General features: G+C 68.8%; 26 protein-coding genes, 1 pseudogene and 1 riboswitch. Of the genes and pseudogenes, 8 read left to right on the top strand and 19 right to left on the bottom strand.

The window, feature by feature from the left end; genetic code table 11:
* The first annotated feature begins 98 nt into the window (after window positions 1-98).
* Window positions 99-1,010, top strand: coding sequence for a DMT family transporter (locus ACOFKS_RS14185; protein WP_419809910.1), 912 nt, complete (start codon window positions 99-101; stop codon window positions 1,008-1,010).
* A gap of 10 nt (window positions 1,011-1,020) precedes the next feature.
* Here ACOFKS_RS14185 and ACOFKS_RS14180 read toward each other — a convergent pair whose 3' ends face one another.
* Window positions 1,021-1,551, bottom strand: a complete 531-nt coding sequence (locus ACOFKS_RS14180; RefSeq protein ID WP_419809909.1) for a CcdC protein domain-containing protein — start codon at window positions 1,549-1,551, stop codon at window positions 1,021-1,023.
* A 113-nt stretch (window positions 1,552-1,664) separates the two neighbouring features.
* On the opposite strand from ACOFKS_RS14180, the gene ACOFKS_RS14175 reads away from it, so the two are divergent.
* Window positions 1,665-2,090: an organic hydroperoxide resistance protein gene (locus ACOFKS_RS14175; RefSeq protein WP_419809908.1), complete on the top strand. Its 426-nt coding sequence runs from the start codon at window positions 1,665-1,667 to the stop codon at window positions 2,088-2,090.
* Here the strand turns inward: ACOFKS_RS14175 and ACOFKS_RS14170 are convergent.
* The 11 genes from ACOFKS_RS14170 to ACOFKS_RS14120 all read right to left on the bottom strand — a co-directional run bounded on the left by ACOFKS_RS14170 (window position 2,087) and on the right by ACOFKS_RS14120 (window position 12,809).
* Window positions 2,087-2,524 (bottom strand): ABA4-like family protein, encoded by a 438-nt coding sequence (locus ACOFKS_RS14170; protein WP_419809907.1) that lies wholly within the window; start codon window positions 2,522-2,524, stop codon window positions 2,087-2,089. The genes ACOFKS_RS14175 and ACOFKS_RS14170 overlap by 4 nt on opposite strands.
* 67 nt (window positions 2,525-2,591) lie before the next feature.
* Window positions 2,592-4,181 (bottom strand): aminomethyl-transferring glycine dehydrogenase subunit GcvPB, encoded by a 1,590-nt coding sequence (gcvPB, locus tag ACOFKS_RS14165; protein WP_419809906.1) that lies wholly within the window; start codon window positions 4,179-4,181, stop codon window positions 2,592-2,594.
* Complete coding sequence (gene gcvPA, locus ACOFKS_RS14160) at window positions 4,178-5,548, bottom strand: aminomethyl-transferring glycine dehydrogenase subunit GcvPA (RefSeq protein ID WP_419809905.1); 1,371 nt, start codon at window positions 5,546-5,548, stop codon at window positions 4,178-4,180. Before gcvPA ends, gcvPB begins: the two co-directional genes overlap by 4 nt.
* Window positions 5,549-5,650: 102 nt before the next feature.
* Window positions 5,651-6,022 carry a glycine cleavage system protein GcvH gene (gene gcvH, locus ACOFKS_RS14155; protein ID WP_419809904.1) on the bottom strand — a complete coding sequence of 124 codons (372 nt, stop codon included), beginning with the start codon at window positions 6,020-6,022 and terminating at the stop codon, window positions 5,651-5,653.
* Window positions 6,019-7,227 carry a glycine cleavage system aminomethyltransferase GcvT gene (gene gcvT / locus ACOFKS_RS14150; protein WP_419809903.1) on the bottom strand — a complete coding sequence of 403 codons (1,209 nt, stop codon included), beginning with the start codon at window positions 7,225-7,227 and terminating at the stop codon, window positions 6,019-6,021. Before gcvT ends, gcvH begins: the two co-directional genes overlap by 4 nt.
* 153 nt (window positions 7,228-7,380) lie before the next feature.
* Window positions 7,381-7,481: riboswitch (glycine riboswitch) on the bottom strand.
* A gap of 89 nt (window positions 7,482-7,570) precedes the next feature.
* The gene (locus ACOFKS_RS14145) at window positions 7,571-7,822 is read right to left on the bottom strand and encodes an ATP synthase F1 subunit epsilon (RefSeq protein WP_419809902.1); all 252 of its coding nucleotides are present in this window, start codon (window positions 7,820-7,822) and stop codon (window positions 7,571-7,573) included.
* Window positions 7,823-7,844: 22 nt separating this feature from the next.
* Window positions 7,845-8,093, bottom strand: coding sequence for a hypothetical protein (locus ACOFKS_RS14140; protein ID WP_419809901.1), 249 nt, complete (start codon window positions 8,091-8,093; stop codon window positions 7,845-7,847).
* Between the two features lie 36 nt (window positions 8,094-8,129).
* Window positions 8,130-9,611, bottom strand: coding sequence for a F0F1 ATP synthase subunit beta (gene atpD / locus ACOFKS_RS14135; protein WP_419809900.1), 1,482 nt, complete (start codon window positions 9,609-9,611; stop codon window positions 8,130-8,132).
* A gap of 24 nt (window positions 9,612-9,635) precedes the next feature.
* Window positions 9,636-10,523, bottom strand: a complete 888-nt coding sequence (locus ACOFKS_RS14130) for a F0F1 ATP synthase subunit gamma (RefSeq protein WP_419809899.1) — start codon at window positions 10,521-10,523, stop codon at window positions 9,636-9,638.
* A 129-nt stretch (window positions 10,524-10,652) separates the two neighbouring features.
* A complete protein-coding gene (atpA, locus tag ACOFKS_RS14125) occupies window positions 10,653-12,182 on the bottom strand; it encodes a F0F1 ATP synthase subunit alpha (protein WP_419809898.1) in 1,530 nt (509 codons plus the stop codon).
* Window positions 12,183-12,206: 24 nt separating this feature from the next.
* Window positions 12,207-12,809: a F0F1 ATP synthase subunit delta gene (locus ACOFKS_RS14120; RefSeq protein WP_419809897.1), complete on the bottom strand. Its 603-nt coding sequence runs from the start codon at window positions 12,807-12,809 to the stop codon at window positions 12,207-12,209.
* Between the two features lie 309 nt (window positions 12,810-13,118).
* On the opposite strand from ACOFKS_RS14120, the pseudogene ACOFKS_RS14115 reads away from it, so the two are divergent.
* Together ACOFKS_RS14115 and ACOFKS_RS14110 are read left to right on the top strand one after the other, a co-directional pair.
* Window positions 13,119-13,814 (top strand): annotated as a pseudogene (locus ACOFKS_RS14115) (DUF6402 family protein).
* Window positions 13,811-14,176: a hypothetical protein gene (locus ACOFKS_RS14110; RefSeq protein WP_419809896.1), complete on the top strand. Its 366-nt coding sequence runs from the start codon at window positions 13,811-13,813 to the stop codon at window positions 14,174-14,176. The pseudogene ACOFKS_RS14115 and the gene ACOFKS_RS14110 overlap by 4 nt, the downstream one beginning before the upstream one ends.
* A 20-nt stretch (window positions 14,177-14,196) precedes the next feature.
* On the opposite strand, the gene ACOFKS_RS14105 is transcribed toward ACOFKS_RS14110, so the two are convergent.
* Window positions 14,197-14,691 (bottom strand): hypothetical protein, encoded by a 495-nt coding sequence (locus ACOFKS_RS14105; protein WP_419809895.1) that lies wholly within the window; start codon window positions 14,689-14,691, stop codon window positions 14,197-14,199.
* A gap of 182 nt (window positions 14,692-14,873) precedes the next feature.
* On the opposite strand from ACOFKS_RS14105, the gene ada reads away from it, so the two are divergent.
* Together ada and ACOFKS_RS14095 are read left to right on the top strand one after the other, a co-directional pair.
* On the top strand, window positions 14,874-15,899 hold the full coding sequence (gene ada, locus ACOFKS_RS14100) for a bifunctional DNA-binding transcriptional regulator/O6-methylguanine-DNA methyltransferase Ada (RefSeq protein WP_419809894.1): 1,026 nt from the start codon (window positions 14,874-14,876) through the stop codon (window positions 15,897-15,899).
* 94 nt (window positions 15,900-15,993) lie between these two features.
* Window positions 15,994-17,520, top strand: a complete 1,527-nt coding sequence (locus ACOFKS_RS14095) for an ATPase, T2SS/T4P/T4SS family (RefSeq protein ID WP_419809893.1) — start codon at window positions 15,994-15,996, stop codon at window positions 17,518-17,520.
* A 33-nt stretch (window positions 17,521-17,553) separates the two neighbouring features.
* On the opposite strand, the gene ACOFKS_RS14090 is transcribed toward ACOFKS_RS14095, so the two are convergent.
* Entirely contained in the window at window positions 17,554-18,075 is a 522-nt protein-coding gene (locus ACOFKS_RS14090) for an FxDxF family PEP-CTERM protein (RefSeq protein WP_419809892.1), read from the bottom strand.
* A gap of 290 nt (window positions 18,076-18,365) precedes the next feature.
* On the opposite strand from ACOFKS_RS14090, the gene ACOFKS_RS14085 reads away from it, so the two are divergent.
* Window positions 18,366-19,400 (top strand): alpha/beta hydrolase, encoded by a 1,035-nt coding sequence (locus tag ACOFKS_RS14085; RefSeq protein ID WP_419809891.1) that lies wholly within the window; start codon window positions 18,366-18,368, stop codon window positions 19,398-19,400.
* 10 nt (window positions 19,401-19,410) lie between these two features.
* Here the strand turns inward: ACOFKS_RS14085 and ACOFKS_RS14080 are convergent, their stop codons facing one another.
* The 5 genes from ACOFKS_RS14080 to alr all read right to left on the bottom strand — a co-directional run bounded on the left by ACOFKS_RS14080 (window position 19,411) and on the right by alr (window position 24,863).
* Window positions 19,411-21,147: a trypsin-like peptidase domain-containing protein gene (locus ACOFKS_RS14080; RefSeq protein WP_419809890.1), complete on the bottom strand. Its 1,737-nt coding sequence runs from the start codon at window positions 21,145-21,147 to the stop codon at window positions 19,411-19,413.
* Window positions 21,148-21,252: 105 nt separating this feature from the next.
* Window positions 21,253-21,966, bottom strand: a complete 714-nt coding sequence (locus tag ACOFKS_RS14075) for a CPBP family intramembrane glutamic endopeptidase, BDIM_20840 family (RefSeq protein WP_419809889.1) — start codon at window positions 21,964-21,966, stop codon at window positions 21,253-21,255.
* Complete coding sequence (locus ACOFKS_RS14070) at window positions 21,963-23,180, bottom strand: glycosyltransferase family 39 protein (RefSeq protein WP_419809888.1); 1,218 nt, start codon at window positions 23,178-23,180, stop codon at window positions 21,963-21,965. The genes ACOFKS_RS14075 and ACOFKS_RS14070 overlap by 4 nt, the downstream gene beginning before the upstream one ends.
* 5 nt (window positions 23,181-23,185) lie before the next feature.
* Window positions 23,186-23,752, bottom strand: a complete 567-nt coding sequence (phaR, locus tag ACOFKS_RS14065; protein WP_419809887.1) for a polyhydroxyalkanoate synthesis repressor PhaR — start codon at window positions 23,750-23,752, stop codon at window positions 23,186-23,188.
* An 88-nt stretch (window positions 23,753-23,840) separates the two neighbouring features.
* Entirely contained in the window at window positions 23,841-24,863 is a 1,023-nt protein-coding gene (gene alr, locus ACOFKS_RS14060; protein WP_419809886.1) for an alanine racemase, read from the bottom strand.
* Between the two features lie 47 nt (window positions 24,864-24,910).
* Here alr and ACOFKS_RS14055 point away from each other — a divergent pair, with 47 nt between their 5' ends.
* Entirely contained in the window at window positions 24,911-25,231 is a 321-nt protein-coding gene (locus ACOFKS_RS14055; protein ID WP_419809885.1) for a hypothetical protein, read from the top strand.
* Window positions 25,232-25,247 lie beyond the last annotated feature (16 nt).

Here is a 25,247-nt window from a genome sequence, read left to right as displayed (position 1 = left end):
CACTTCGACATCCGCGCGAAAGCGGGGAGCCCCCGGATCGGACAAGAAGCGTCGTCCCCGCTTTCGCGGGCACGACGGCAGGGTTAGGGCCATGGCCCTTGGATCAGGACCGCCTCCCCGCCGCGATCGCGCTTCGCCTGACGTCCGTGGCGCTGTTCGCGGTGATGAACCTCTGCATCAAGCTCGCCGAGGCGGGCGGCGCGCAACTGGGCGAGATCCTGTTCTTTCGGCAGGCGGGCGCCGCCCTGATGATGATCGGGGTGGTGCTGGCCGGGCCGGGGGTCGCGTCGCTGCGGAGCGAACGGATGGGGGCGCATGTCCTGCGCGCGGTGGTCGGGCTGTCGACGATGGCGGTGACGTTCGGTGGCATCCTGCGGCTGCAACTCGCGGAAGCGACGACGATCGGGTTTTCGATGCCGATCTTCGCCACCGTGCTCGGCGCGCTGGTGCTGGGCGAGCCGACCGGCTGGCGACGCTGGGCGGCGGTGCTGGCGGGGTTCGCCGGCGTGCTGATCGTGACGCGGCCGGGTGGGTTCGCCGGAGGTGGCGGCCTGCCGCTGGTCGGGGCGGCGATGGGGCTGGCAGGTGCGTTCGGCACCGCCTGCGTGTCGATCCTGCTGCGCCAGATCGGCCGCACCGAAAGTGCGATGACGACGGTGTTCTGGTTCTCGACGCTGTCGATCCCGCCGCTCGCCATCGTCTATCTGTTCGCGTTCCAGCCGCATGGGCCCTCGCTCTGGGCGATGCTGCTCGCGATCGGGCTGCTCGGCGGGGGCGCGCAGCTGGCCATGACGGCGAGCCTCGCGCGCGGGCCGGTGTCGGTGGTGGTGCCGATGGACTATACCTCGCTGCTGTGGGCGACCGCGCTGGGCTGGCTGGCATTCGGCACGCTGCCCGCGCCGCAGGTCTGGATCGGCGCGCCGCTGATCGTCGGCAGCGGCCTGTTCATCGTCTGGCGCGAGCATGTCCGCCGCCGCACCGCGACGCGCCAGGCGCTGCCGCAGGAGTGATTTGCGCGGGTCAGCCGGACGCGGCGGGCCGCCGCGCCTCGTCCAGCATCCGCTTCGCTCGCAGATACATCTCGACGCGGGTCGCCGTGAACAGCCCGAGCGCCAGTGCCACCAGCATGTCGGTGACCGCCAGCGCATTCAGGTGCAGCGCGTTGTCGCCGCTCAGCGCCGCGCGCGCGCCGCTGCGGACCACGACCAGCACCAGCAGGAACAGCAACGCCGCCGGCGACCCCGCCTGATTGAGCGCATGGGTGTCGGGATCGATGGTGATCCGCATCAGCTTGCCGCGTTGCCACCCCAGCGCCGCGCCGAACACGAGCGCGCCCGCGCAGAACGCCCAGCCCCAGCCGATCGGCGGCGTCGCGACGAACAACCCCACCGCGACCACCGCATAGACGGCGGGGAAAATCCACAATCGCTCCAGCCGCAGCGGCGTCGGCCGGCTCATCCGGCGCCAGCGCAGCGCGAACACGACGGCGATGACGACGGCGCTGATCGCGTAGGAGACGAGCGGGTTGGGCTGGACGGCTTGTGCGTGCATCGGGCGACCTCCTGACGACGGCGGGATCGCACGCCGACCGTTAGGCGTAAAGCGGGCAACGCCCTCCGTTCGAGGGGCGGCGTCCCCATCTATAACGGCGAAGGAGAAACGATATGGCAGTCAACGTGATCTACAGGACCAGCGCCACCGCGACCGGCGGGCGTGACGGCTCGGCGCGCTCGGACGACGGGTCGGTCGACGTCAAGCTGGTCGTGCCCAAGGAAATGGGCGGCCCCGGCGGCGACGGCGCCAACCCGGAGAAGCTGTTCGCGGCGGGCTATGCCGCCTGCTTTCTGGGCGCGATGAAGGCGGTCAGCGGCAAGGTCGGCGTCAGCGTGCCCGCCGATGCGACGGTCAAAGCGGAGGTCGGCTTCGGCCCTCGCGCGGAAGGCGGTTACGGCGTCACCGCGGACCTGACGGCGACGCTGCCCGGTGTCGATCGGGCGGATGCGGAACGGCTGATGAAGGCGGCGCACGAGGTGTGTCCGTACTCCAACGCGACGCGCAACAATCTGGATGTCGGGCTGAGCGTCGCCTAACGTCCGCGCAAGGCGGTCCGGCGGAGCAGCATCCATGCGAGCGGCCCCGCCGGACCGGCCATGAGGGTCAGCAACAGCACCGGCGCCTGCGCGATCCGGCCGACGCCCCGACGGTCGGCGTCATCGGCGATCCAGCAGCCGACGAACAGGTCGAACGCCAGATAGTGCGTCCAGCCGACGACGATGCCGCCGTCGCTCGCGAACAGCGATCGCAGACCGCGCACCGAATAGTCGGTCAGCGGCGCCGCCGGCCCGTCGCGCACCGGATCGATCCAGCCCGCCAGCAGCGCCACGAGCAGCGCGACATAGACGGTGCACAGAAAGCCGACGACCGCATAGCGGACCACCGGCACCCACCGGCGCGGCCCCAGCAGCAGCACCGCCCAGCCGACCAGCGCGGCGGCGTTGGTCAGGCCGAACAGCTGCTGCCACATGATTGATCCCCTCCCTATCCGTCCGTGCCAGCCCTTCGACGTCGCTCAGGGCGAACGGAGGCCAGCGTTACTCCGCCGCCGCCTGCACGGGCGCGGATTCCTTCCACACCAGCACGGGCTTGCGCGCCGCCTGCGTCTCGTCCAGGCGGCTGCGCGGGGCGAAATGCGGCGCGGTCTTGAGGTCCGTATCGCCGGCCTTGGCCCGTTCCGCCACGCTGCGGAGCGCACCGATGAACTGGTCGAGCGCCGCCTTCGACTCGGTCTCGGTCGGCTCGACCAGCATCGCGCCATGGACGACGAGCGGGAAATACACCGTCATCGGATGGAAGCCCTCGTCGATCAGCCCCTTGGCAATGTCGATCGTCGAGAAGCCGTCGGGCAACCCGTCGTCGGAGAACAGCGCCTCGTGCATGCACGGGCCGCTGGCGGCGAACGGCGCGTCCAGCGTGCCTTCCAGCGAGCGCAGGACGTAATTGGCGTTGAGCACCGCGTCCTCCGCGACCTGCTTCAGCCCGTCGGCGCCGTGGCTGAGGATATAGGTCAACGCGCGGGTGAACATCCCCATCTGGCCGTGGAAGGCGGTCATGCGGCCGAAGGTGTGGGGATGATCCTCGCCCGCCGTTTCCTCCTCGACCAGCGCGATGTGGCCGTCCGCCTGACGCGCGGTGAACGGCAGCGGGCCGAACGGCGCCAGCGCCTTCGACAGCACCACCGGCCCCGATCCCGGCCCGCCGCCGCCGTGCGGGGTGGAAAAGGTCTTGTGGAGGTTGATGTGCATCGCGTCGACGCCCAGGTCGCCCGGTCGCACCCGCCCGACGATCGCGTTGAAGTTCGCGCCGTCGCAATAGACATAGCCGCCCGCCGCGTGGACCGCGTCGGAGATGCGCTTCATATCGCGCTCGAACAGCCCGCAGGTGTTCGGGTTGGTGATCATCACCGCCGCCACGTCCGGCCCCAGCCGCGCCTCCAGCGCCGCGGTGTCGACGCGGCCTTCGGCGGTGGCGGGGATGTCCTCGACGGTGAAACCGGCGAAGGCGGCGGTGGCGGGGTTTGTGCCGTGCGCGCTTTCGGGCACCAGCACGACCTTGCGGTGTCCCTCGCCGCGCGCTTCCAACGCCGCCTTGATGCACAGGATGCCGCACAGCTCGCCATGCGCGCCCGCCTTGGGCGACATCGCGACGCCTTCCATCCCGGTCAGCGTTATCAGCCAGTGCGCGAGTTCGTTGATGACGCCGAGCGCGCCCTGCACCGTGTCGACCGGCTGTAGCGGATGGACGTCGGCGAAGCCGGGCAGTCGGGCGATCCGCTCATTGAGGCGCGGATTGTGCTTCATCGTGCACGAGCCGAGCGGAAACAGGCCGAGGTCGATCGCGTAGTTCTGCCGGCTGAGCCGCGTGTAATGCCTAACCGTCTCCGGTTCGGAGAGGCCCGGCAGGCCGATCGGCGCCTTGCGGGTGAGGCCGCCGAGCCGGTCGTGATCGACGTCGCCGTCGGCGAAATCGACGCCCGTGGTGCGATCCGACCCGATCTCGAAGATCAGCGCCTCCTCCAACATCAGCGCCTTGTTGCCGGTGAAGGTCGCGGTGCCCTCCTTTTCCATCGGGCCGGCGCCGCTCGGGCGCTCGGGGCGCCAGCCGCTCTGGTTGATCGCGCTCATGCCAGCACCTCCGTCAGCACCGTCGTCAGCGCCGTCGCCAGCGCCTCCACATCCTCGTCCGTCGTCGTCTCCGTCACCGCGACGACCAGCCCGTTCTCCAGCGCCGCCTCACCCGGATAGAGCCGCCCCAGCGACACCCCCGCGAGCACGCCCCGATCCGCCAGCGTGCGGACCACCGGCCGCGCCTCCTGCCCCAGATCGAGCGTGAACTCGTTGAAGAAGCCGTCGTTGACGACCCGCACCCCCGGCACCTGCGCCAGCCGCGCCGCCGCCCGGCACGCGCCCGCGTGGTTCAGCCCCGCCAGCCGCCGCAGCCCCGCTTCGCCCAGCAGCGTCATGTGGACGGAAAACGCCAGCGCGCAGAGGCCCGAGTTGGTGCAGATGTTGGACGTCGCCTTTTCGCGGCGGATATGCTGCTCGCGGGTCGACAGCGTCAGCACGAAGCCGCGCCGCCCGTCCGCGTCGCGCGTCTCGCCGCACAGCCGGCCGGGCATCTGGCGGACATATTTCTCCTTGCACCCGAACAGGCCGACATACGGCCCGCCGAACTGCAGCCCGACGCCGATCGACTGGCCCTCGCCGACGACGATGTCGGCGTCCATCTCGCCGGGGCTGACGAGCGCGCCCATCGCCACCGGCTCGGTCACGACCGCGATCAGCAGCGCCTTCTTCGCATGGGCGGCGTCGGCGAGCGGGCGCAGGTCGGCGATGCGGCCGAGGATGTCGGGATACTGAACGACGACGCAGCTGGTGTCGTCGTCGATCGCCGCGATCAGCCGGTCGAGATCGGTCTCGGCGGTCAGCGTCGGCGCGGCGGTGTCGAGCACGTCGCCGGTGTATTTCGCCATCGTCTTCGCGACCGAGACGTAATGCGGGTGCAGCCCCGCCGACAGGATCGCCTTACCTCGCTTCGTGATCCGCCGCGCCATGCCGATCGCCTCCCAGCAGGCGGTCGAGCCGTCGTACATCGAGGCGTTGGCGAGGTCGGTCCCGAGCAGCCGCGCGACCTGCGTCTGGAACTCGAACAACATCTGCAACGTGCCCTGCGCGATCTCGGGCTGATAGGGCGTGTAGGCGGTCAGGAACTCGCCGCGCTGGATCAGGTGATCGACGCTGGCGGGAACGTGGTGCCGATACGCGCCGCAGCCGAGGAAGAACGGCACCTCGCCCGCGACGGTGTTCCGGCGGGCGAGCGCCGTCATGTGGCGCTCGACGGACAGCTCGGAAGCATGATCCGGCAGGCCGGCGATCGCCCCGGTCAGGCGGGCGGCCTCGGGCACGTCGACGAACAGGTCGTCGATCGAATGGACCCCGATCGTGGCGAGCATTTCCTCGCGATCGTGGCCGGTCAGGGGAAGGTAGCGCATCTATTCCTCGTTTCGTCACCCCGGCCTTGAGCCGGGGTCCCGCGTCGGTCGACGGCAGGGAAGGCAGCGGGACCCCGGCTCAAGGCCGGGGTGACGAGTAGCTTACAGCTTGGCGACGAACGCCTCGTAAGCGGCCTCGTCCATCAGCTCTTCTAGCTCGGTCGGGTCGCTCAGCGTCAGCTTGAAGAACCAGCCCTCACCTTCCGGATCGGTGTTGACGAGGTCGGGCGTGTCGGCGAGCGCGGCGTTGCCCTCCAGCACCGTGCCGGATGCCGGCGTATAGACGTCGGAGGCGGCCTTGACCGACTCGACGGTCGCCGCCTCGTCGCCCTTGCTCAGTTCGCGGCCCTCGACGGGGACGTCGACGAACACGACGTCGCCGAGCTGGCCCTGCGCGTAATCGGTGATGCCGACCGTGCCGACCTCTCCGTCGACCTCGATCCATTCATGTTCGGGGGTGAAATAGCGGCTCATGCTTTACCTCCTGCGCGGACGTAGCGGTGGGGAACGAAGGGCATCGCGGTCACGGTCGCGGTGTGGACCTTGCCGCGCTGGGCGAGCGTGACGCGGGTGCCGGGCGCGGCCATCGCGAGCGGGACATAGGCCATCGCGATCGGGCTGCCGAGCGTCGGGGCGAAGCCGCCGGACGTGACGCGCCCGACCTCGCTGCCCTCGTCGTCGATCACCGCCGCGCCCTCGCGCACCGGCTGGCGCCCCTCGACCAGCAGCCCGACGCGCTTGGCGACCGGGCCTTGCTCGCGCTCCAGCATGATGCGGTCGGCGCCCGCGAAGTCCTTCGCCTCGCGCCGCCGCTTGGCGAGTGCGAAGCCCAGGTCCGCCATCACCGGCGTCGTCTCGGGATCGAGATCGTGGCCATAGAGCGGCAGCCCGGCCTCCAGTCGAAGCGAATCGCGCGCGCCGAGCCCGATCGGCATCACCTCCGGCTCCGCGCACAGCGCTTCGGCAAAGGTGGCGGCGTGCTCGGCGGGGATCGATATCTCCACCCCGTCCTCGCCGGTATAGCCCGAGCGGCTGACCCACAGCGGCGTACCGTTCCACGCGAACGCGCCCGCGGTCATGAACACCAGCGCCTCGACGCCCGGCACCAGCCGGGCGACCGCATCGACCGCCTTCGGCCCCTGCACCGCGAGCAACGCCTGATCATCCTGGAGATTGATCGTCACGTCGTCGGGCAACACGTCCAGCAGATAGCCGATGTCGTCATATTTGGTGGCGCCGTTGACGACGACGTACAGCGCGCCGACTGCATCGAACGGGTTGGCGGCGGGCAGCCGCGTGACCATCAGGTCGTCGCGGATGCCGCCGCTCTCGCTCAGCAGCAGCGAATAGCGGTTGCGGCTCTCGCCCAGCCCGGTGATATCGCCGGGCAGCACCGCCTCCAGCGCGGCGTCGACGCCCGCGCCGCTGAGGAGCAGCTGGCCCATATGGCTGACGTCGAACAGGCCGGCGGACTCGCGCGTCCACAGATGCTCGGCCATGATGCCGTCATACTGGATCGGCATGTGATAGCCGGCGAATTCGACCATCCGGGCGCCACGCGCGCGGTGCCAGGCGTCGAGCGGCAGGGTCTGGGTCTCGGGCTCGCCGTCCGGCGCGTCCTCGATGTTGAGGAGTTCGGCCTGGCCGGTGTTCGGATCGGTGACTTGCAGGTCGCTCATGGCCGCACTCCCAAAGGGGGTCGCGGCGGTGACGACCGCCGATCGACCGAACCCCCTCTGTCACGGAACCTGAGAGCTTTCGCCGCGGATCGAGTCCGGGGCTTACCCCTTCGGTGGCGACCCCTCGCGGAGCAGCGCTTTCCAGAGTGTCGTCGGCCCCGCGCGGTCCCTGTTACCTGAGAGATTCCGGGGTGGTTGCTCCTTCGGCGGCTCCCTGGCCTCAAAGGCCGGCAGCACTCTCCCGCGCAGTGCCCATGCCGGTTGCCCGCCATCGACCGTTGAAGTCTTGGCGGGGTGTCGGAGTCGAGTCAACGCACGATCCGTTGCGTCGGTGACCTAAACTTCAGTCGGCCTGTTCGGCCAGTACCGTCAGACCGCGACCCGACACCTCGGCGAACCCGCCGCGCACGGCCACCGTCTCGGGCGCGGCGCCCTGGCTCCTGACGATCGACAGCGCCCCGTCGCGCACCGTCGACATCAGCGGCGCGTGGCCCTCCAATACCCCGAAGTCGCCCTCGGCACCGGGCACGGTGACCATATAGACCTCTTCCGAGCGGACCAGACGTTCGGGCGTGACGAGTTCGAAGTGGAGCATGTCAGGAAATCTCGTTGGCCGACTAAAGTTTGATGACGGCGATGATCGCCCCGGCGCTCGCGAAGATGGCGCCCATGAGCCAGATCAGAATCTGGCTTTTGACACCTTCCAGCCGCCCGGTCAGTCGCTCTTCTAAGAGTTGAACATCCAGCTTCGTCGCGACGCCCTCACTGACCGAACGACCGATCGCAGCCGCGATGGCCTCGGCTTGTGCGGCCGGGAGTTCAGTCGCCTTGAGATCGCGAGCAATCGAAAGGGTGTCGATGTTCATTACCACACCCTACCCGATCGCCCGCGCCAAGTCGACTTACGCCTCCTGCGCCATCTTCTCGGCCTTGGCGACCGCTTCGTCGATGCCGCCGACCATATAGAAGGCGGCCTCGGGCAGATGGTCGTACTCGCCGTTCACCACCGCCTTGAACGAGCGGATCGTGTCCTCGATCTGCACGAACTTGCCGGAGATGCCGGTGAAGACCTCGGCGACGTGGAACGGCTGCGACAGGAACTTCTGCAGCTTGCGCGCGCGGCTGACGGTCAGCTTGTCCTCTTCGGACAGCTCGTCCATCCCGAGAATGGCGATGATGTCCTGCAGCGACTTGTAGCGCTGCAACGTCTGCTGCACCGCGCGCGCCGTCTCGTAATGCTCCTGGCCGACGGTGCGCGGCTCCAGCACGCGGCTGGTCGAATCGAGCGGATCGACCGCCGGATAGATGCCCAGCTCGGAGATCGCGCGGCTGAGCGTCGTCGTCGCGTCCAGATGCGCGAACGACGTCGCGGGCGCCGGATCGGTCAGATCGTCCGCGGGGACGTAGATTGCCTGCACCGAGGTGATCGAGCCCTTGTTGGTCGAGGTGATCCGCTCCTGCAGCTGACCCATGTCGGTCGACAGCGTCGGTTGATAGCCCACCGCCGACGGAATGCGGCCGAGCAGCGCCGACACTTCGGCGCCCGCCTGCGTGAAGCGGAAGATGTTGTCGACGAAGAACAGCACGTCCTGCCCCTCGGTGTCGCGGAAATACTCCGCGATCGTCAGGCCCGACAGCGCGACACGCGCGCGCGCACCGGGCGGCTCGTTCATCTGGCCGAACACCAGCGCGACCTTGGAGCCTTCGGGCGTCGCGTTGCCGTCGGCGTCCTTGGCGATGACGCCCGCGTCGAGGAACTCGTGATACAGGTCGTTGCCCTCGCGGGTGCGCTCGCCGACGCCGGCGAACACCGATACGCCGCCATGGCCCTTGGCGATGTTGTTGATGAGCTCCTGAATCAGCACCGTCTTGCCGACGCCGGCGCCGCCGAACAACCCGATCTTGCCGCCGCGCGCATAGGGGGCGAGCAGGTCGATGACCTTGATGCCGGTGACCAAGATCGCGCTTTCGGTCGACTGGTCGATGAAGGCGGGCGCCTGCGCGTGAATTGGCGCGCGCAGATCGGTGCCGACCGGCCCGCGCTCGTCGATCGGCTCGCCGACGACGTTGAGGATGCGGCCGAGCGTCATCGGCCCGACCGGCACGGTGATCTGCGCGCCGGTGTCGCGCACCGTCTGGCCGCGGGTAAGGCCCTCGGTCGCGTCCATCGCGATCGTGCGGACGGTGTTCTCACCCAGATGCTGCGCGACTTCCAGCACCAGCTTGTTGCCGTTGTTGTCGGTCTCCAGCGCCGACAGGATCGCCGGCAGCTGCTGGTCGAAATGCACGTCCACGACCGCGCCGATCACCTGCGCGATGCGGCCGGTGTTGTTGGTGCGGCCCGTGTCCTGCGTCGGGCGGATGTCTTCAGCGGCGGTTGCCATGGTTCGTTCCTGCTTCTGAAATGCTTAGAGCGCTTCGGCGCCCGAGATGATTTCGACCAGCTCGGTCGTGATCGCTGCCTGACGGGTGCGGTTGTACTGGATCGACAAGCGCTTGATCATGTCGCCGGCGTTGCGAGTGGCGTTGTCCATCGCGTTCATCTGCGCGCCGAAGAAGCTTGCCTGGTTCTCCTGCATCGCGCGGAACAGCTGGATCGCGACGTTGCGCGGCAGCAGGTCGGCGAGGATCGCCTCCTCGTCCGGCTCGTATTCGACCGCGGCGTCGGCCGCCCCCGAGGTCGCGGTGGCGGGCGCGGCCAGGCTCGCGACCGGGATGATCTGTTGCTCGGTCGGTTCCTGCACCAGCGCCGACACGAACTTGCCGTAGAACAGGTGCGCGACGTCGAACTCGCCCGCCTCGAAACGGCGGATGATATCGTCGGCGAGCGTGCGCGCGTCGGCGAACCCGGGGTTCTTGATCGCGGACTGGTCGGCGTCGTGCAGGATCGCGGTCGCCGGATAGAAGCGGCGCAGCACGCGGCCCTTCTTGCCCGCCAGATAGAACTTCACGGTCTTGCCCTGCGCGGTCAGCGCCTCCGCCTTGCGGCGCGCGGCGCGGACGATGTTGGTGTTGAACGCACCCGCCAGGCCACGCTCCGAGGTGGCGACGACGAGCAGATGGACCTGATCCTTGCCGGTCCCCGCGAGCAGCTTGGGCGACGACTCGCTCACCGTCACCTTGCTCGCCAACGACGACACCACGCCCGCCAGCCGCTCGGCATAAGGACGACCGGCCTGCGCGGCGTCCTGCGCCCGGCGCAGCTTCGCGGCGGCGACCATCTTCATCGCCTTGGTGATCTTCTGCGTCGACTTCACCGAGCCGATGCGGATCTTGAGGGCCTTCAAACTCGCCATCTACGGTCCCTGTTTCGTCATGCCGGACTTGATCCGGCATCCATCCATCCGCGAGCGCCACGCCGGTGGAGAGATGGACCCCGGATCAAGTCCAGGGTGACGATGTATATGTGTCAGCCGCTACGCGCCTTACGCAAACGTCTTCGCGAAGGCGTCGAGCGCGCCCTTGAGCTTGCCCTTCGCCTCGTCGCCGAGGTCGCGGGTGTCGCGGATCGTGGTCAGCACGTCGGCGTGGTTCGCGCGCAGGTCGGCGAGCATCGCCGCCTCGTAGCGCACCACGTCCTGCACCGGCACCGCGTCCAGATAGCCACCCGTGCCGGCGAAGATCGACGCGGTCTGCTCCTCGAACGGCAGCGGGTTGAACTGCGGCTGCTTGAGCAGCTCGGTCAGCCGCGCGCCGCGCGCGAGCAGGCGCTGCGTCGAAGCGTCGAGATCGGAGCCGAACTGCGCGAACGCCGCCATCTCGCGATACTGCGCCAGCTCCAGCTTGATCGAGCCGGACACCTTCTTCATCGCCTTGGTCTGCGCCGCCGAGCCGACGCGCGACACGGACAGCCCGACGTTGATCGCGGGGCGGATGCCCGCGAAGAACAGGTCGGTTTCGAGGAAGATCTGGCCGTCGGTGATCGAGATGACGTTGGTCGGGATGTATGCCGACACGTCGCCCGCCTGCGTCTCGATGATCGGCAGCGCGGTCAGCGAGCCGCCGCCGTTGGCGTCCGACATCTTCGCTGCGCGCTCCAGCAGGCGCGAGTGGAGGTAGAACACGTCGCCCGGATATGCCTCGCGGCCCGGCGGACGGCGCAGCAGCAGCGACATCTGGCGATACGCCACCGCCTGCTTCGACAGATCGTCGAACACGATCAGCGCGTGCATGCCGTTGTCGCGGAAATACTCGCCCATCGCGGTGCCGGTATAGGGCGCCAGGAACTGCAACGGCGCGGGCTCGGACGCGGTCGCGGCGACGACGATGGAATATTCCATCGCGCCGTTCTCTTCGAGCGTCTTGACCAGCTGCGCGACGGTCGACCGCTTCTGCCCGACCGCGACGTAGACGCAGTACAGCTTCTTGGACTCGTCGTCGCCGGCGTTCGCCGTCTTCTGGTTGATGAAGGTGTCCAGCGCGATCGCCGACTTGCCGGTCTGACGATCGCCGATGATCAGCTCGCGCTGGCCGCGGCCGACCGGCACCAGCGCGTCGATTGCCTTGAGGCCCGACTGCATCGGCTCGCTCACCGACTGGCGCGGAATGATGCCGGGCGCCTTGACCTCGACGCGGCTGCGCTGGTCAGAGACGATCGGGCCCTTGCCGTCGATCGGATTGCCGAGCCCGTCGACGACGCGGCCGAGCAGCCCCTTGCCGACCGGCACGTCGACGATGGTGCCGGTGCGCTTGACGGTGTCGCCCTCGCGGATTTCCGCGTCCGATCCGAAGATCACGACGCCGACGTTATCGGCTTCGAGGTTCAGCGCCATGCCCTGCACGCCGTTGGCGAACTCGACCATCTCGCCCGCCTGGACGTTGTCGAGGCCATAGATGCGCGCGATGCCGTCACCGACCGACAGCACCTGGCCCGTCTCGCTGACCTGGGCCTCGGTGCCGAAATTGGCGATCTGGTCCTTGATGACCTTGGAGATTTCTGCGGCGCGGATGTCCATGGGTTCAGTCCTTCCCGGCGGCGGTCAGCCGCCGACCTTCATTGCGTGCGCGAGGGAATTGAGACGGGTGCGGATCGACGAATCGATCATCTGCGACCCGATGCGGACGACCAGCCCGCCGAGCAGGTCGGGATCGACCGCGAGATCGACCGACACATCGCGGCCGAGCCGCTGGCGAAGCTGTTGCCTCAGCGCGTCGACCTGCTCGTCCGACAGCGGATGCGCGCTGGTGACCTCGGCGGTGGTCTCGCCGCGATGACGGGCGGCAAGCTGGCGAAAGGCGCGCACGATCGCGGGCAGCTGGCCCAGCCGCCGGTTCTCGGCCAGCACACCGAGGAAGCTCCTGGTGGTCGGATCGACGCCCAGCTGATCGGCGGTCGCGAGCACGGCCTTGGTCGCGGCGCCGCGCTGCACGATCGGGCTGGTGGTCAGCGTCCGGAAGTCGTCGGACTGATCGAGGGCGTCGCGCACGGTCCGCAGGCTAGCCTCCACCCGGTCGATCGCCTTCGCGTCCTCGGCCAGTTGAAACAGCGCGAACGCATACCGACCGCCGAGGCTGGCCTGCACGCTGCCACCCCCCGCGCCGCCGGTGGCGCTATTGCCAATGCTACCGCTGGAAGCCTCCACGCGATCTCTCGTCCTCGTTCAACAGGTTCGAATCACGCGGCAAAGGCGGCGCCGAAGCACCTGCCGGGTGAGTTGCGGCGCGACTAGCAGCGCGGCCGCGGGGTTGCAAGTCGGGCGACGGCCACGCACTCTCGTCGTACACTCGACGCTCGTTATCGGTCGGCGGTGGTCAATAAGGTACCAAGCACCGATGCAGCAAAGACAGATACAACCGTTCTCCTTGGGCGCGATCCCGGGCGTCATGCGCCAGCAGGGCTGGACGGTGGGCGCTCGTCTGATGGAACGTTGTTTTCGCGTGGTGCGCGCGCGATGACGCGTGCAGAGAAGGACGGCACGGACGGCCCCAGCGACTACGATGATCGGATCGTTACAATTGATTGGGCCTTGCGCTTCAACCGCGTCGCAGCGACCGAGCAGCATCTGCTATCTAGCTGGAACAGCGGCGAGCGAAGCGCACGAAGCAAGAACCAGCTTGCAAAGCGCTTCAGAGCTTAGCGCATTTCCAACCCCTCGCCGCCGGGCCAACCCTTCCGTTTCGGCGACCTATCGCGCTCCACTAATGCTATAGACCGCGAGTGTCAGATCAACCGCGACGTTGTAGAGTCGAGTATGTTTGGCCCGGTTGACGACTTCTACGCAGCGATCGGTAAAGGAGCATTAAAGCTCGCTTTATCCGGCATCGCGACTCCGCTGCCAAAGAACCGCTGGCGCTTGTCGGTGAACCAGGTTGGGACTTACCTGCGCGACACCTATGACTTCAACTGCGATCAGTCACTGGGCGTCTGGAGCCGATCCGGTTTTACCCGTTTCGATCCATTTGCGTACACCATCGGCGTCGACCCGCAGCTCGCGCCCGAGGGATCGGAGAACAGCAATTTCGTGGTTAGCAACGCGTCATTTCGCGGGTATCGCCGACATTATCATCGTGGTGGGGACTTCGTCGTGTTCAGCGATGTAAGACGCCGCAACCTGCAAAACCCGATCGTCGTGGAGTTGGACGGGTGAGCCGCCGTCTGAAACGACTGATCGTCGCGATTATCACGGTGATGTCGCTAAGCGCTGGCATTGCGATCGGCGCGTACTTCGCCGGCGGAGCGACATTGACGCACTCCGAAGTATCTCCCGACGGCAGCGAACGGCTCGACTATTACAACGCGACTCGATGGCAGGCGTTGCGGATGACGGGACGCGCCGATGCGCCCGGCTTCGTCAGGCTGGTGCAACTCGCGGGTGAGGAGACGCTGGGCACCTCGCCGCCGTTTGAGACGAGCGGCAGCGGCGAGGTGACGTGGGACAAAGAGCGCGTCAGTGTGGGTTCCACGGCGAGTTTTGACAGGCGCACAGGGCGTTGGACCATGGATCAATGAAATATCCGTAAGCCGCCGCCTCAATGAATCTCCGGCTGCTGCGGCACCTCGGTCGTCGCCATGTTCGAGTGGAGCTTTCGTCCGGTAGCCCGGTCGGTGATGACGACATAGACCCGCGCGGGCACCGCCGCGCCCTGTTCCAGCTGGAAGCCGAACACCCTGAACTCGTCCGCCGATGTCGCCGCGCAATAGCCGTAGAGACGGGTGCCGTTTTCCGCAAAGATGTCGACCCACGCGCGTGACGCGTTCGCGTTGGTGCCGCAGGGCGGCAGGCTGGGCGCCTTGGTCCAGAACACCGCCGGATAGACAGCGCGGTTGGTGATCTCGTAAGTGACGCGCACCCAGGTCTTGCCGCCGCTCTGGTACGATTGCTGCGCGAGATATTTCAGTATCGGCGGGGGCAGCGACACGCGTTGCAACGCGACGCTCGGCGCGGTCATCGACCCCGTCGGAGCCACGACCTGCGCGCCCGACGACGCTGCGAATGCGATCAAGGCGACAACCAACGATTTCATGACTCAGCCTCCCCAGTTCCCGATGGGATGATGCTGTGGCCCGGCCGTGCTGCCAAGCCGGCCGTAACGTAACTGTCGCAATCAGGGCGCAACTTGGACGGGAAGGCCGAGGTCGGCCACCCCCGTACTTTGACCGCAAGCGACGGGATGCGGGAGGCAGGCGGCGCGCGTAGACGGGTGCCATGACGCCGCTCGATCCCGACTCCGCCTGGGCCGCCTTCGCAGCGCGCGACCGGGCCGCCGACGGACGCTTCGTCGTCGCGGTCCGCACCACCGGCATCTATTGCAAGCCGAGTTGCCCCGCGCGCCATCCGAAACGCGAGAATGTCGGCTTCTACCCCGATGGCGCGGCCGCGCGCGCGGCGGGATATCGCGCCTGCCTGCGCTGCAAGCCCGACGAGGTCGCGCGCGACCGCATCGCGGTGGCGACGGCGGTGACCCTGCTGACGCAGGACCCCGACCTGTCGCTCGCCGGGCTGGCGGCGCGGGTCGGCTATGCGCCGCATCATTTCCACCGGCTGTTCAAGCGCGCCACCGGCGTCACGCCCGCCGCCTGGGCACGCGGCCGCCGCGCCGCCGATGCCGCGCTATCGCTCACCGAGGAGAAGACCGTGACCGACGCCATCTACGCCGCCGGCTATTCGGGACCGAGCCGCTTCTATGCCGCCGCCGCGCCACGCCTCGGCATGGCGCCGAGCGCCTGGGCGCGGGGTGGCGCGGGGGTCGCGATCCGCTGGACGGTGGCGGCGACCAGCCTGGGCCCGCTGCTGATCGCGGCGACCGACAAGGGGCTGTGTCGCGTCGCGTTCGACGAGACCGGCGACGACCTTATCCACCGCTTCCCCGCCGCGACGGTCGAACCGGGCGACGCCGCGCTCGCCGACCTCGCCGCGCAGGTCGTCGCGGCGGTCGAGTCGCCCGCGCGCGACCACCAGCTGCCGCTCGACGTGCGTGGCACCGCGTTTCAGGAGGCGGTGTGGCGCGAACTGGCGCGCATCCCCGCCGGCGAGACGCGTACCTACACGCAACTCGCCGCCGCCGCCGGCAACCCCAGGGCGGTGCGTGCGGCCGGCAGCGCGTGCGGGGCGAACCACCTCGCGGTGGTCGTCCCCTGTCACCGGGCGAAGCGGGGCGACGGGACGCTCGGCGGCTATGCCTACGGGCTCGAGCGAAAGCAGGCGCTGCTGGCGCGCGAGGGCGGCGACTGACCCCGGCCGGCTCGCCGCCGCCGACGCCATAGTTAGTCAAATCTAAACTTCCGCACCCTACGCCACCTCATGAATTCGAGGGTGTGACCTTGCTATGAGTGCGTTCGGGCGTCGTAACGGCATGGGTGGAGGCACGGCACCGCGGCCGGCGTTCGGCGTCGCGCGGCCGATGCAGGGTAGTGGCCCGGCGCCGCGCGAGGCGGAGGGCGGCGCGCAGTTTCCCCCGATCGACTCGGTCCCGCTCCCCGGCGAGACGGAAGCGCCCGCTGGTCCGGCGAGCGGCAATCCCGATGCGATGCAGCGGCTGACCGATCGTCAGAACGCCAGCGGCGAGGCCGGCAGCAGCCGCAACGAGGGCTTCGAGGCCTCGATCCACAAGATCAAGGAACAGGTCCTCCCGCGCCTGCTCGAACGCGTCGACCCGGAGGCCGCCGCGACGCTGGGCAAGGACGAGCTGGCCGAGGAGTTCCGCCCGATCATCGGCGAGGTGCTTGCCGAGCTGAAGCTCACGCTCAACCGCCGCGAGCAGTTCGCGCTGGAGAAGGTGCTGGTCGACGAGCTGCTGGGGCTGGGGCCGCTGGAGGAATTGCTCGCCGACCCGAACATCTCCGACATCATGGTCAACGGCCCCGAGCAGACCTATGTCGAGCGCAAGGGCCGGCTGGAGCTGGCGCAGGTCCAGTTCCGCGACGAGGAGCACCTGTTCCAGATCGCGCAGCGCATCGTCAATCAGGTCGGTCGCCGCGTCGATCAGACGACGCCCCTCGCCGACGCCCGCCTTAAGGACGGCTCTCGCGTCAACGTCATCGTGCCGCCGCTGAGCCTTCGCGGCACCGCCATCTCGATCCGCAAATTCTCCGCCAAGCCGATCACGCTCGACATGATGGCCGGGTTCGGCAGCATGTCGCCCAAGATGGCCACGGCGCTGAAGATCGCGGGCGCGTCGCGGTTCAACATCGTCATCTCGGGCGGCACCGGCTCGGGCAAGACGACGATGCTCAACGCGCTGTCGAAGATGATCGACCCCGGCGAGCGCGTGCTGACGATCGAGGACGCGGCCGAGCTTCGCTTGCAGCAGCCCCATTGGCTGCCGCTGGAAACGCGACCCGCCAATCTGGAGGGTCAGGGCGAGATCAGCATCCGCGACCTCGTCAAGAACTCGCTGCGTATGCGGCCCGATCGCATCATCCTGGGCGAAATCCGCGGGTCGGAATGTTTCGACCTGCTCGCCGCGATGAACACCGGCCACGACGGCTCGATGTGTACGCTCCACTCCAACTCCCCGCGCGAATGCCTGGCGCGAATGGAGAACATGGTGATGATGGGCGACATCAAGATGCCCAAGGAGGCGATCAGCCGTCAGATCGCCGACTCCGTCGACATGGTGATCCAGGTCAAGCGTCTGCGCGACGGCAGCCGCCGCGTCACCAACATCACCGAGGTGATCGGGATGGAAGGCCCGGTGATCGTGACGCAGGAGCTGTTCAAGTTCGAATATCTTGAGGAAAGCGCCGACGGCAAGATCATCGGCGAATATCGCGCGATGGGTCTGCGCCCGTACACGCTCGACAAGGCACGGCAATACGGGTTCGATCAGGCGTTCCTTGAGGCGTGCCTGTGAGCGGGACCGGCTTTACCGGCCGGCCCCTCTCGATCAGGCGTTAGCGACCACTCGTCCCGATCGACGGCGGCCACGCAGCATCGCGCCGACCCCCGCCAGACCGGCGAGCATCACCGCCCAGGTCGACGGCTCCGGCACACCCGCCAGGAAGATCTGCCCGAAAAACGTGCCGTTACGCTGCGCCGACCCGTTGACCGTCAGAACGTTGGTGCCGGGCGCGAGGCGGAAATCGAACAGCGACCGCTCCTCGACCTGCCCCTTCGAGATGGTCGGGATCACCGTGCCGTTGAGCCTCACCCCGTTGGAGATGAAGTTGACGTTCTCCGAGATATTCCCGGTCGTGTACGACGAAAACAGCCGGATCGTCGCCAGCCGCTCGAGCGTGGTCACGAACGTGAAGGTGTTCGAGAAGCGACCGACACCGACGGTCGGATCGTCGTTACCGAACGTCCCACCCACGTTGGGGGTATAATCGATATATGGTGCCGCAAAGGCAGTCGTCGGGGTCGCGGACGCCAGAATGGCGGCGGCGACCGTAAGCACGGTCGTACGCATTTGCTTCTCCCAACTTTCCCTGAAGCCGACTGCGTCGCCTATGTGAGGCGATCATCTAAGTTCCGGCTAAGTCCACAACGACGATCGTCGCGTTTGGTTGCATCGAACCAGAAACTTTTCCAATTCCGTCCGGCTTTTGCCGACACGACCCGGCTGTCGAGCTTTGCACCGGACAGGCGCAGCTGAACCGTTTCGACGTCGCAGCGCGCTTCACTGCATCGCCACCTGTTCTCCGCCTTGACATCCGACGACGGCGGGAGGCAATTTTCAGCCTGCCCGAGAGAGTTGTCGTGATACCATCCATCTTCCCGCTGCTCGCCGGCCTCCTGACGATCGGCACGACCACGCCACCGGCCACGACGGCATCTCCGTCGCGATCGGAAGAGGTGCGGTTCTTCTCCGAACAGGGGGTCACGCTCGCGGGAACGCTGGAGATACCGGCGGTCGCCACGGCGCCGGTTCCCGTCGTGGTGATCGTCGCGGGCACGGGCCGATGGACGCGCGGCGGCTTCGCAGACATCCGTGCCCGCCTGCTCGCGGGCGGAGTCGCGACGCTGACCTACGACAAGCGCGGGCTGGGCCGATCGACAGGAGCTTTCATCGACACCATTCCGGTCATGGCACACGATGTCGCGACCGCCGTCGCCTATCTTCGCACGCGGCGGGGGATCGACGGCGCTCGCATCGCGCTGCTCGGGATCAGTCAGGGAGCGGTCGCAGCGCCCCTGGTCGCCGCGCAGGACCCGAATGTCGCGGCGGTGGTGGCGCTGTCGGGACCGACCGGCGGGCGGGGTGAGGCTTTCATGACGACCATGCGCGCGAACCTCGAAGCAGGCGGCCGGTCCGCCATCCAGCGCGACCGCATCGTCGCCGCCACCGCGGCATGGATGGAAGGGCGAAGCCGCGCCGTGCCGGCCGTGGACCTGGCCGAACTGCGCGCGGCGACGACGAAAGCCTTTGCGGTCAACGGCTTCACCCGCGCGCAAGCGGATCAGTTCACGGCGACGCTGGATACGCCGGTCGTGCTCTCGATGTACGAGGTCGCACCCGACGCGGCCCTGCGCCGCATCACCGCTCCGATCCTGATGGTGTACGGAACGGCGGATGCGGTGATCGCGCCCGCAGCGAGCTTTGCCGGAGCGCAGGCCGCCCTCTCGAGCAACGCCGATGCGCTGGTCGTCGCCGTTCCCGGTGTCGATCATGTCCTCGCCTTGCCCGATGCTGCCCGCCGCGCGGGCCTCGAGCCGGCATTCGACGCTACCGCTCCTGCCGTGACGCGGCTGGTGTCCGGCTGGCTGATCGACCGGCTGCGCCCACGGCGCTAGGCGCCGCCGATTATTCGTCGCCGCGCTGTTCCGCCCGCAGGCGCAGCCACGTCGCATACATCTCCGCCGACGCCGGCCCGACCCGCAGCCCCTCCTGCGAACCCGACTGGAGGTCGCCATAGTCCGCCGCGTTGACGCCGACGATCTCGTCGCGCGCGAACGCTCCGTCGACGGCGACGATCGGCGAACCCGACGCGCCGCTCCACATATGGCAGCGATGGAAGATCGAATTGTCGAGCCAGCGCGCGCGACAGCCCCAGTCCATCGTGATCTCGCTGCCCTGATTGAGGTCCGCCGAATACCCAGCGAGCGCGATCCGGAACTCGCCCGCGCGGGCGACGCGCACGGGATCGGCGAGCCGCAGCCAGCCGTCCGCGCCGACCTTTTCGCGCGTCACCAGGAACGCCCAGTCGTTGATGCTCCGTGGGCTCAGCCGCTCCGCCAGGCTGGTGGTGACGACCTTCGCGACCCGGCTCGTCGTGACGCCCGTCCGCATGTCGGTGTCGCCCGCGACGGCATAGCGCCACTCGACGGTGAAGGCGTTGGGCGCCAGCACCGCGCCCTCGCCGTTCTGCGTCGTCGCGCAATGTCGATTGGTGAGGATCAGACGCGGTCCGACGATCGACCCGGTGCAGACCTCGCTCGTCTTCGCATCGAGCCGCAGCATCAGCCGGACGACGCGATAGGCATGGAATGTAGCGGTCAGCGCCCCGAACCCCGGCGCGTTTACCGCCGTGCCACCTTGCGATACCGAGGCGACGACGCGGGGCAACGTCACGCGGATGCCGTCGTCGCTCCAGTTGCCCAGCGGCGGCGCGACGAACATGCCGCGCCGGTTGGCGTTGATCGCCGACTGCTGCTGCGCCACCTGCCGCTCGCGGTCGACCAGTTCCTTACCGATCTGGCCGAACTGCTGCCGCGCGGTGCCGCCCGCGCCTTGCAGCGCCTGCCCGGCCCCCTGGCCGCGCACGATGCCTTGGACAGCGCCGAGCAGCGCGCCGAGGGCAGCGCCCTTGCCGCGCGTCGTCGCCTGTTGTTCGGCCTCGTGACGGCCCTGCTGGACGATCCGACGCTTCGCATCGAACGCGACCTGCGCCTGTTGCTGGAAGCTAGCCTGCACCGCGCCAAAATCGGCCACGCCCTGACGCAGCGTCTCCAGCGCCGCCTTGGGGTTCTGATCCGCCATGTGCGCCGGGGCCAGATAGGTCAGGCCCTTGAGTACGCGCAGCCGTGGCGCCTGTACCGCCAGGTCGGACAGCAGCACCGGGCACTCGACACACGCCGCCTCCCGCGGATTACGGATGACGTAGTTGGGCGAGGCCTGGATCGCGGCGATCGCACGGTCGATGCAGCGGCGATAAGCCTCCAGCGCGACCTGCCGCGTCGTCGCGTCGGCGGCGGCCAGATCGCCCGCGAAGCCTGTGTCGAACCCCACCAGGCGCGCGCGGTCGGCGCCGTCGATCGGCTGCGCCGGACAATGCGCGGTCAGCATCGCCTGCACCCGCCCTTCCAGCGCCCTGATCGGCAGCCGCTGTTCGGCGGGCGCGAGCGGCGCGGCGGTGCCGGCGAAGCTGGGCAGGCCATCGGCGTCGAGCACCACGGCGGCGGGCTCGGGCGCCGGTCGGGCGGCGGGCGGACGGGCACGACGCGCGCCCTGCCCACGTCGTTGCGGCGCGGCATCGGCAATGCCCGCCAGCGCCGCCAACCCCAGCATCACCGCCGCTTTCGACGTACCCCGACCTGTCATGTCGCGCTTACCCCAACTCGGCGAGCCACCCTCCCCAGGGCTTCGCCACGGGCGAACATCTACCCGCCCGGAGCGCAAAGCAACCCCCGCATCCGGTGACGTCGCTCACACGATCAGCGAGATCGCGTTGCCGAAATTGTGCAGCAGCACGGGCAGTACCAGACTGCCGGTCCGCAGCCGCAGCCACACCGCTACCAACGACGGGAGCGCGGTCAGCGCCATCGTCAGCGGATCGAACGAAAACGCGCCGTGGGCATAGCCGAAGGCGTGCGCGAGGCCGAACAACAGGCAGCTCAGTACCGCGCCCCGGCCCCATTCGACACCCAGGAACCGCCACCGCCCCGCGAACGCGCGGTCCAGCGCGAACAGCAGGATGCCGCGATAGAACGGCTCCTCCTCAAGCCCCGGCATCGTCAACTGGAACGCCACCGTCTCGGTATTCGCGGGTCCGCCCGGAAAGGCGACGGCGAGCGCCAGGAAGAACGCGCAATACAACGCCGCGACCGGGATCGTCGCCCTGAGGCTGCCCGGCGCCTGTGCGAGCGTCAGCCCCACCCGCGACCAACCGAACCACGGCAGGGCCGCGATCGCCAGCGTCGCGATCAGCGCCAACAGCTTGCCCTGCCAGTTCCATTCGCCCCCGATCAGGTCGTGCATCACGCCATAGCCGCGCGTCAGCAGCGCGTCGTTCACCGCCACCAGCAGCGCCGCGAGGAGCAGCCAGCGCGGCGCGAACCGCGCCCGGTCGGCAAGCCCGATCACGCCGCCGACCACCACCAGCAGCGTCAGCACCCCGGCCAGGCCGATCAGTCCGTTCACTTGCCGCCCCTCTCCACGACCGGCTCCGGCATGGGCAGCCCCTGCCCCGCCGCATGGCGCACCGCGACGATCACCGTCGATGCGAGCAGCGTCAACCCGACCAGCGCCACGACCAGCCGCGGCCGCGTCGGCCACAGCCGCACCGCCAGCACCGCGTCGAGCGCCAGCACCGCGAGCAGCGCGAGCAGGTAGTAGCGCGGCCGCTGCGACACCATCAGCACATAGGTCCCGAACGCGAACGCCAGCGCGGCCACCCCGCCCGCCCGCGCCAGCCAGCGCCGCTCGCGCACATCCAGCACACGCCGTCCCATCAGCGACAATGCCACCGCAAGCAGGAACGCGCCGCCGTAGAACGGCTCGGCCGGCAGGTTGAGCAGCGGATTGACCGTCCAGTGCAGATCGACCGGCCCGGCCGCCGTCCACCGCTCCGCCAACGCCGGGTTCATCAGCACCGCACCGCCGAACGTGCCGCCCGCCATGTGGGTCGACGTCACCTCGACATGATGCAGCGCGACATGGAGGCGGTAGAGCGGATCGCCCGTCGCCCACCACAGCCAGCCATTGTCGATCAGCAGCAGCGGCATCGCCCCGAGCGCGACCAGCAACCACTCGCGCCGGGATAGCCACGTTCCGGTTGCGAAGCCTCCTGCATAGAGAAGGGGCAGGAAGAAGCTCGTCTCGCGCGTCAGCATCGCGCCCGACGCCGCCAGCCCCGCGATCAGCAACAGCGCCGCGCGACGCTCCCGCCGGGAAGCCGCATCGCAGGCGGCAAGCGAGGCGCAGATGAAGAACGCCTCCGCCAGATCGGGATAGATGCGGGTCGCCAGCTCGTGGACCAGCGGGTTGGTGGCGAAGAACACGCCCCACAGCGCCGCCACCCCCGCCCCGAACCGCGCCCGCAGCACGCCCGCGCCCAGCACCAGCAGCGCCAGCGCATAGGCGACCGGGACCAGCAGCAGCCCGAAGCGGCCCTCGCCGAACAACGCCGTCGCCGCCGCCACCGGGAGGACCAGGGGGTGGCGCAGATCCCAGTGCAGCGTTCCGACCACCGGCCCGTATGCGATCCAGGCATGTGCGGCGGCGAGGTAGCGGGCATCGTCCGACCCGCCGCCGACGAACACGATCGGCTTGGCGAGCCACAGGACCAGTGCCAGCACCGCAAGCGCGACCGGCAGGGTGCGCGCGCCGCTCAGCCGCCGCCACGCCTGCGTCACGGCGGTCAGCGCCCGAGCCGCTCCACCTTGTCGTGCAGCGCCGCCAGCTCGGCGCGCAGCGACGCGATCTCCTCGTCCTTGCTCGCGGCGACCGGCGCGGCGGGCACCGGCCCGGTGCCCGGCTTGAACGCCTTGGTCGCAGCGTCGAACATCGCCATGTTGCGCTTGGCGATCTCCGCGAACGGCGAGTTGGCGAATGCGCCTTCGACCGCCGAGCGGAACTGGTCCTGATTACGGCGAAAGCTGTCCATCGACGCTTCCAGATACCCCGGCACCACCGCCTGCATCGAGTCGCCGTACATCGCGATCAGCTGGCGCAGGAAGTTGACCGGCAGCATCGGCGTCGTGCCGCGGCCCTCCGCCTCCATGATGATCTGGGTCAGGATGTTGTGGGTGATGTCCTCGTCGGTCTTGGCGTCGACAACCTTGAAGTCGCGACCCGCCCGCGTCATCGTCGCGAGGTGCTCCAGCGTGATGTAGGACGAGCTCTCGGTATTGTAGAGCCGCCGGTTCGCGTATTTCTTGATCGTCACCGGCCCCTGATCGGCGCCGTCGCCCGTCTGCTTCTTCATCGCCGTTCCCGCATTCTGGATGGGCCGACGCTACCCGGCAACCTGCCGCACCGCAACATGGCGTATGTTGCACGGCGAAGTCGCAGCATCACGCCCTGGCATATCGTTGTCCGAGATTGGTCAGCAGCTCGTATTGCGACATCCCCGATGCGGCCGACGCGTCGGGCAGATCGAACGCGATCCCGACCCAGTCGCCTTCCGCGAGATCGGGCGCGGCGGTGACGTCGATCGCGAGCAGGTCCATCGACACCCGTCCCAGAACCGGCAGTCTTCGTCCGTGTGCGAACGCCGCGCCGCGCCCGGAGAAGCCGCGGAAATAGCCGTCGGCGTAGCCGATGTTGAGGATCGCCACCTCCGTATCGGCGTCGGCCCGCCAGGTCGCGTTGTACCCCACCGTCTCACCGGGCCGCACCAGTCGGCGTTGCAGGATCTCGGCTTCGGGCCTGACCACCTGCCGCACCACGCCCGCCAGTTCCGGCCTCGGCACGCCGCCGTAGAGTGCCAGCCCCGGCCGGGTGAGGTCGAACGCATAGTCCTCTCCCAGCGCGATCCCGGCCGAATTGGCGAGGCTGAGCCGCCGGGCGCCGGTCGCCCCTGCCAGCCCGGCGAGCGCGTCGCGCTGGATCGCGTTCATCGGGTGGTCGTCGTCCGCGCAGGCGAGGTGGCTCATCAGCGTATCGATGGTCAGCCCGTCGAGCAGCCCGCCCCGCACCTCCGCCGTCGATACGCCGAGCCGGTTCATTCCCGTGTCGACCATCACGTCGCAGGCACCGCCACCCGCCGCCCGCCACCGCGCCACCTGCGCGGCGGAGTTGAGCACCGGCCGCGCGGCGGACGCCAGCGCAGCGGACATGTCGGCCGCGCGCACGCCATGCAGCACCGACACCGCCAGCCCGAGCGGCGGGAACGCCGCCGCCTCGTCCCACGTCGCCACGAAGAAGTCGCGACAGCCCGCGTCGGCGAGCACCGCCGCGACATCGTCGATGCCCAATCCGTACCCGTTCGCCTTCACCGCGGCGCCACAGGCCGCACGCCCGCTCAGCCGGTCGAGCGCGCGCCAATTGTCGACGAGTGCGGCGGTGTCGAGGCGGAGGCGCAGCGGCGAAGACATCGTGCGTGCCGCTACCGCGCCGCAGCCCAAGCGCCTAGGCCTGTCGCATGATCGAAAGGGCCAGAACACGGCGTGCGGCGCTGGTGGTGGTGCGGGCGCTGGCGATCGTCTGCGGCGCCGCGGTCGGCGCGCTTATCGCCACGCTGATCGGGCGCCATCTCTGGCACGGGCCGGACACGTCATTCGACACCGCGTTCGATCGCCTCGGTCGCGAGTGGCTTATCGGCGGCGCGGCAGGGGCGCTGGCGGGCGTCGCCCTGGCGTTCTCGGTCGGTCGTCGGCGCGATCACGCCGGCACGCGGCTGGCAGACACCGCGCTGGCGATCGGCATGCTGCTGGCGCTGTGGATCGGCGCGCTGATGGACTGACTTCCGATACGCGGAC

The organism is Sphingomonas sp. (assembly GCF_965200135.1).
Classification (GTDB): domain Bacteria; phylum Pseudomonadota; class Alphaproteobacteria; order Sphingomonadales; family Sphingomonadaceae; genus Sphingomonas.
This window is presented reverse-complemented; position numbering and strand designations above follow the sequence as displayed.

Bases quoted from the DNA above. Each gene is read 5' to 3' on its own strand.
- ACOFKS_RS14180 (WP_419809909.1), bottom strand. From the start codon at position 1,551: ATGCACGCACAAGCCGTCCAGCCCAACCCGCTCGTCTCCTACGCGATC.
- ACOFKS_RS14175 (WP_419809908.1), top strand. From the start codon at position 1,665: ATGGCAGTCAACGTGATCTACAGGACCAGCGCCACCGCGACCGGCGGG.
- ACOFKS_RS14170 (WP_419809907.1), bottom strand. From the start codon at position 2,524: ATGTGGCAGCAGCTGTTCGGCCTGACCAACGCCGCCGCGCTGGTCGGC.
- gcvPB (WP_419809906.1), bottom strand. From the start codon at position 4,181: ATGAGCGCGATCAACCAGAGCGGCTGGCGCCCCGAGCGCCCGAGCGGC.
- gcvPA (WP_419809905.1), bottom strand. From the start codon at position 5,548: ATGCGCTACCTTCCCCTGACCGGCCACGATCGCGAGGAAATGCTCGCC.
- gcvH (WP_419809904.1), bottom strand. From the start codon at position 6,022: ATGAGCCGCTATTTCACCCCCGAACATGAATGGATCGAGGTCGACGGA.
- gcvT (WP_419809903.1), bottom strand. From the start codon at position 7,227: ATGAGCGACCTGCAAGTCACCGATCCGAACACCGGCCAGGCCGAACTC.
- ACOFKS_RS14145 (WP_419809902.1), bottom strand. From the start codon at position 7,822: ATGCTCCACTTCGAACTCGTCACGCCCGAACGTCTGGTCCGCTCGGAA.
- ACOFKS_RS14140 (WP_419809901.1), bottom strand. From the start codon at position 8,093: ATGAACATCGACACCCTTTCGATTGCTCGCGATCTCAAGGCGACTGAA.
- atpD (WP_419809900.1), bottom strand. From the start codon at position 9,611: ATGGCAACCGCCGCTGAAGACATCCGCCCGACGCAGGACACGGGCCGC.
- ACOFKS_RS14130 (WP_419809899.1), bottom strand. From the start codon at position 10,523: ATGGCGAGTTTGAAGGCCCTCAAGATCCGCATCGGCTCGGTGAAGTCG.
- atpA (WP_419809898.1), bottom strand. From the start codon at position 12,182: ATGGACATCCGCGCCGCAGAAATCTCCAAGGTCATCAAGGACCAGATC.
- ACOFKS_RS14105 (WP_419809895.1), bottom strand. From the start codon at position 14,691: ATGAAATCGTTGGTTGTCGCCTTGATCGCATTCGCAGCGTCGTCGGGC.
- ada (WP_419809894.1), top strand. From the start codon at position 14,874: ATGACGCCGCTCGATCCCGACTCCGCCTGGGCCGCCTTCGCAGCGCGC.
- ACOFKS_RS14095 (WP_419809893.1), top strand. From the start codon at position 15,994: ATGAGTGCGTTCGGGCGTCGTAACGGCATGGGTGGAGGCACGGCACCG.
- ACOFKS_RS14090 (WP_419809892.1), bottom strand. From the start codon at position 18,075: ATGCGTACGACCGTGCTTACGGTCGCCGCCGCCATTCTGGCGTCCGCG.
- ACOFKS_RS14080 (WP_419809890.1), bottom strand. From the start codon at position 21,147: ATGACAGGTCGGGGTACGTCGAAAGCGGCGGTGATGCTGGGGTTGGCG.
- phaR (WP_419809887.1), bottom strand. From the start codon at position 23,752: ATGAAGAAGCAGACGGGCGACGGCGCCGATCAGGGGCCGGTGACGATC.
- alr (WP_419809886.1), bottom strand. From the start codon at position 24,863: ATGTCTTCGCCGCTGCGCCTCCGCCTCGACACCGCCGCACTCGTCGAC.
- ACOFKS_RS14055 (WP_419809885.1), top strand. From the start codon at position 24,911: ATGATCGAAAGGGCCAGAACACGGCGTGCGGCGCTGGTGGTGGTGCGG.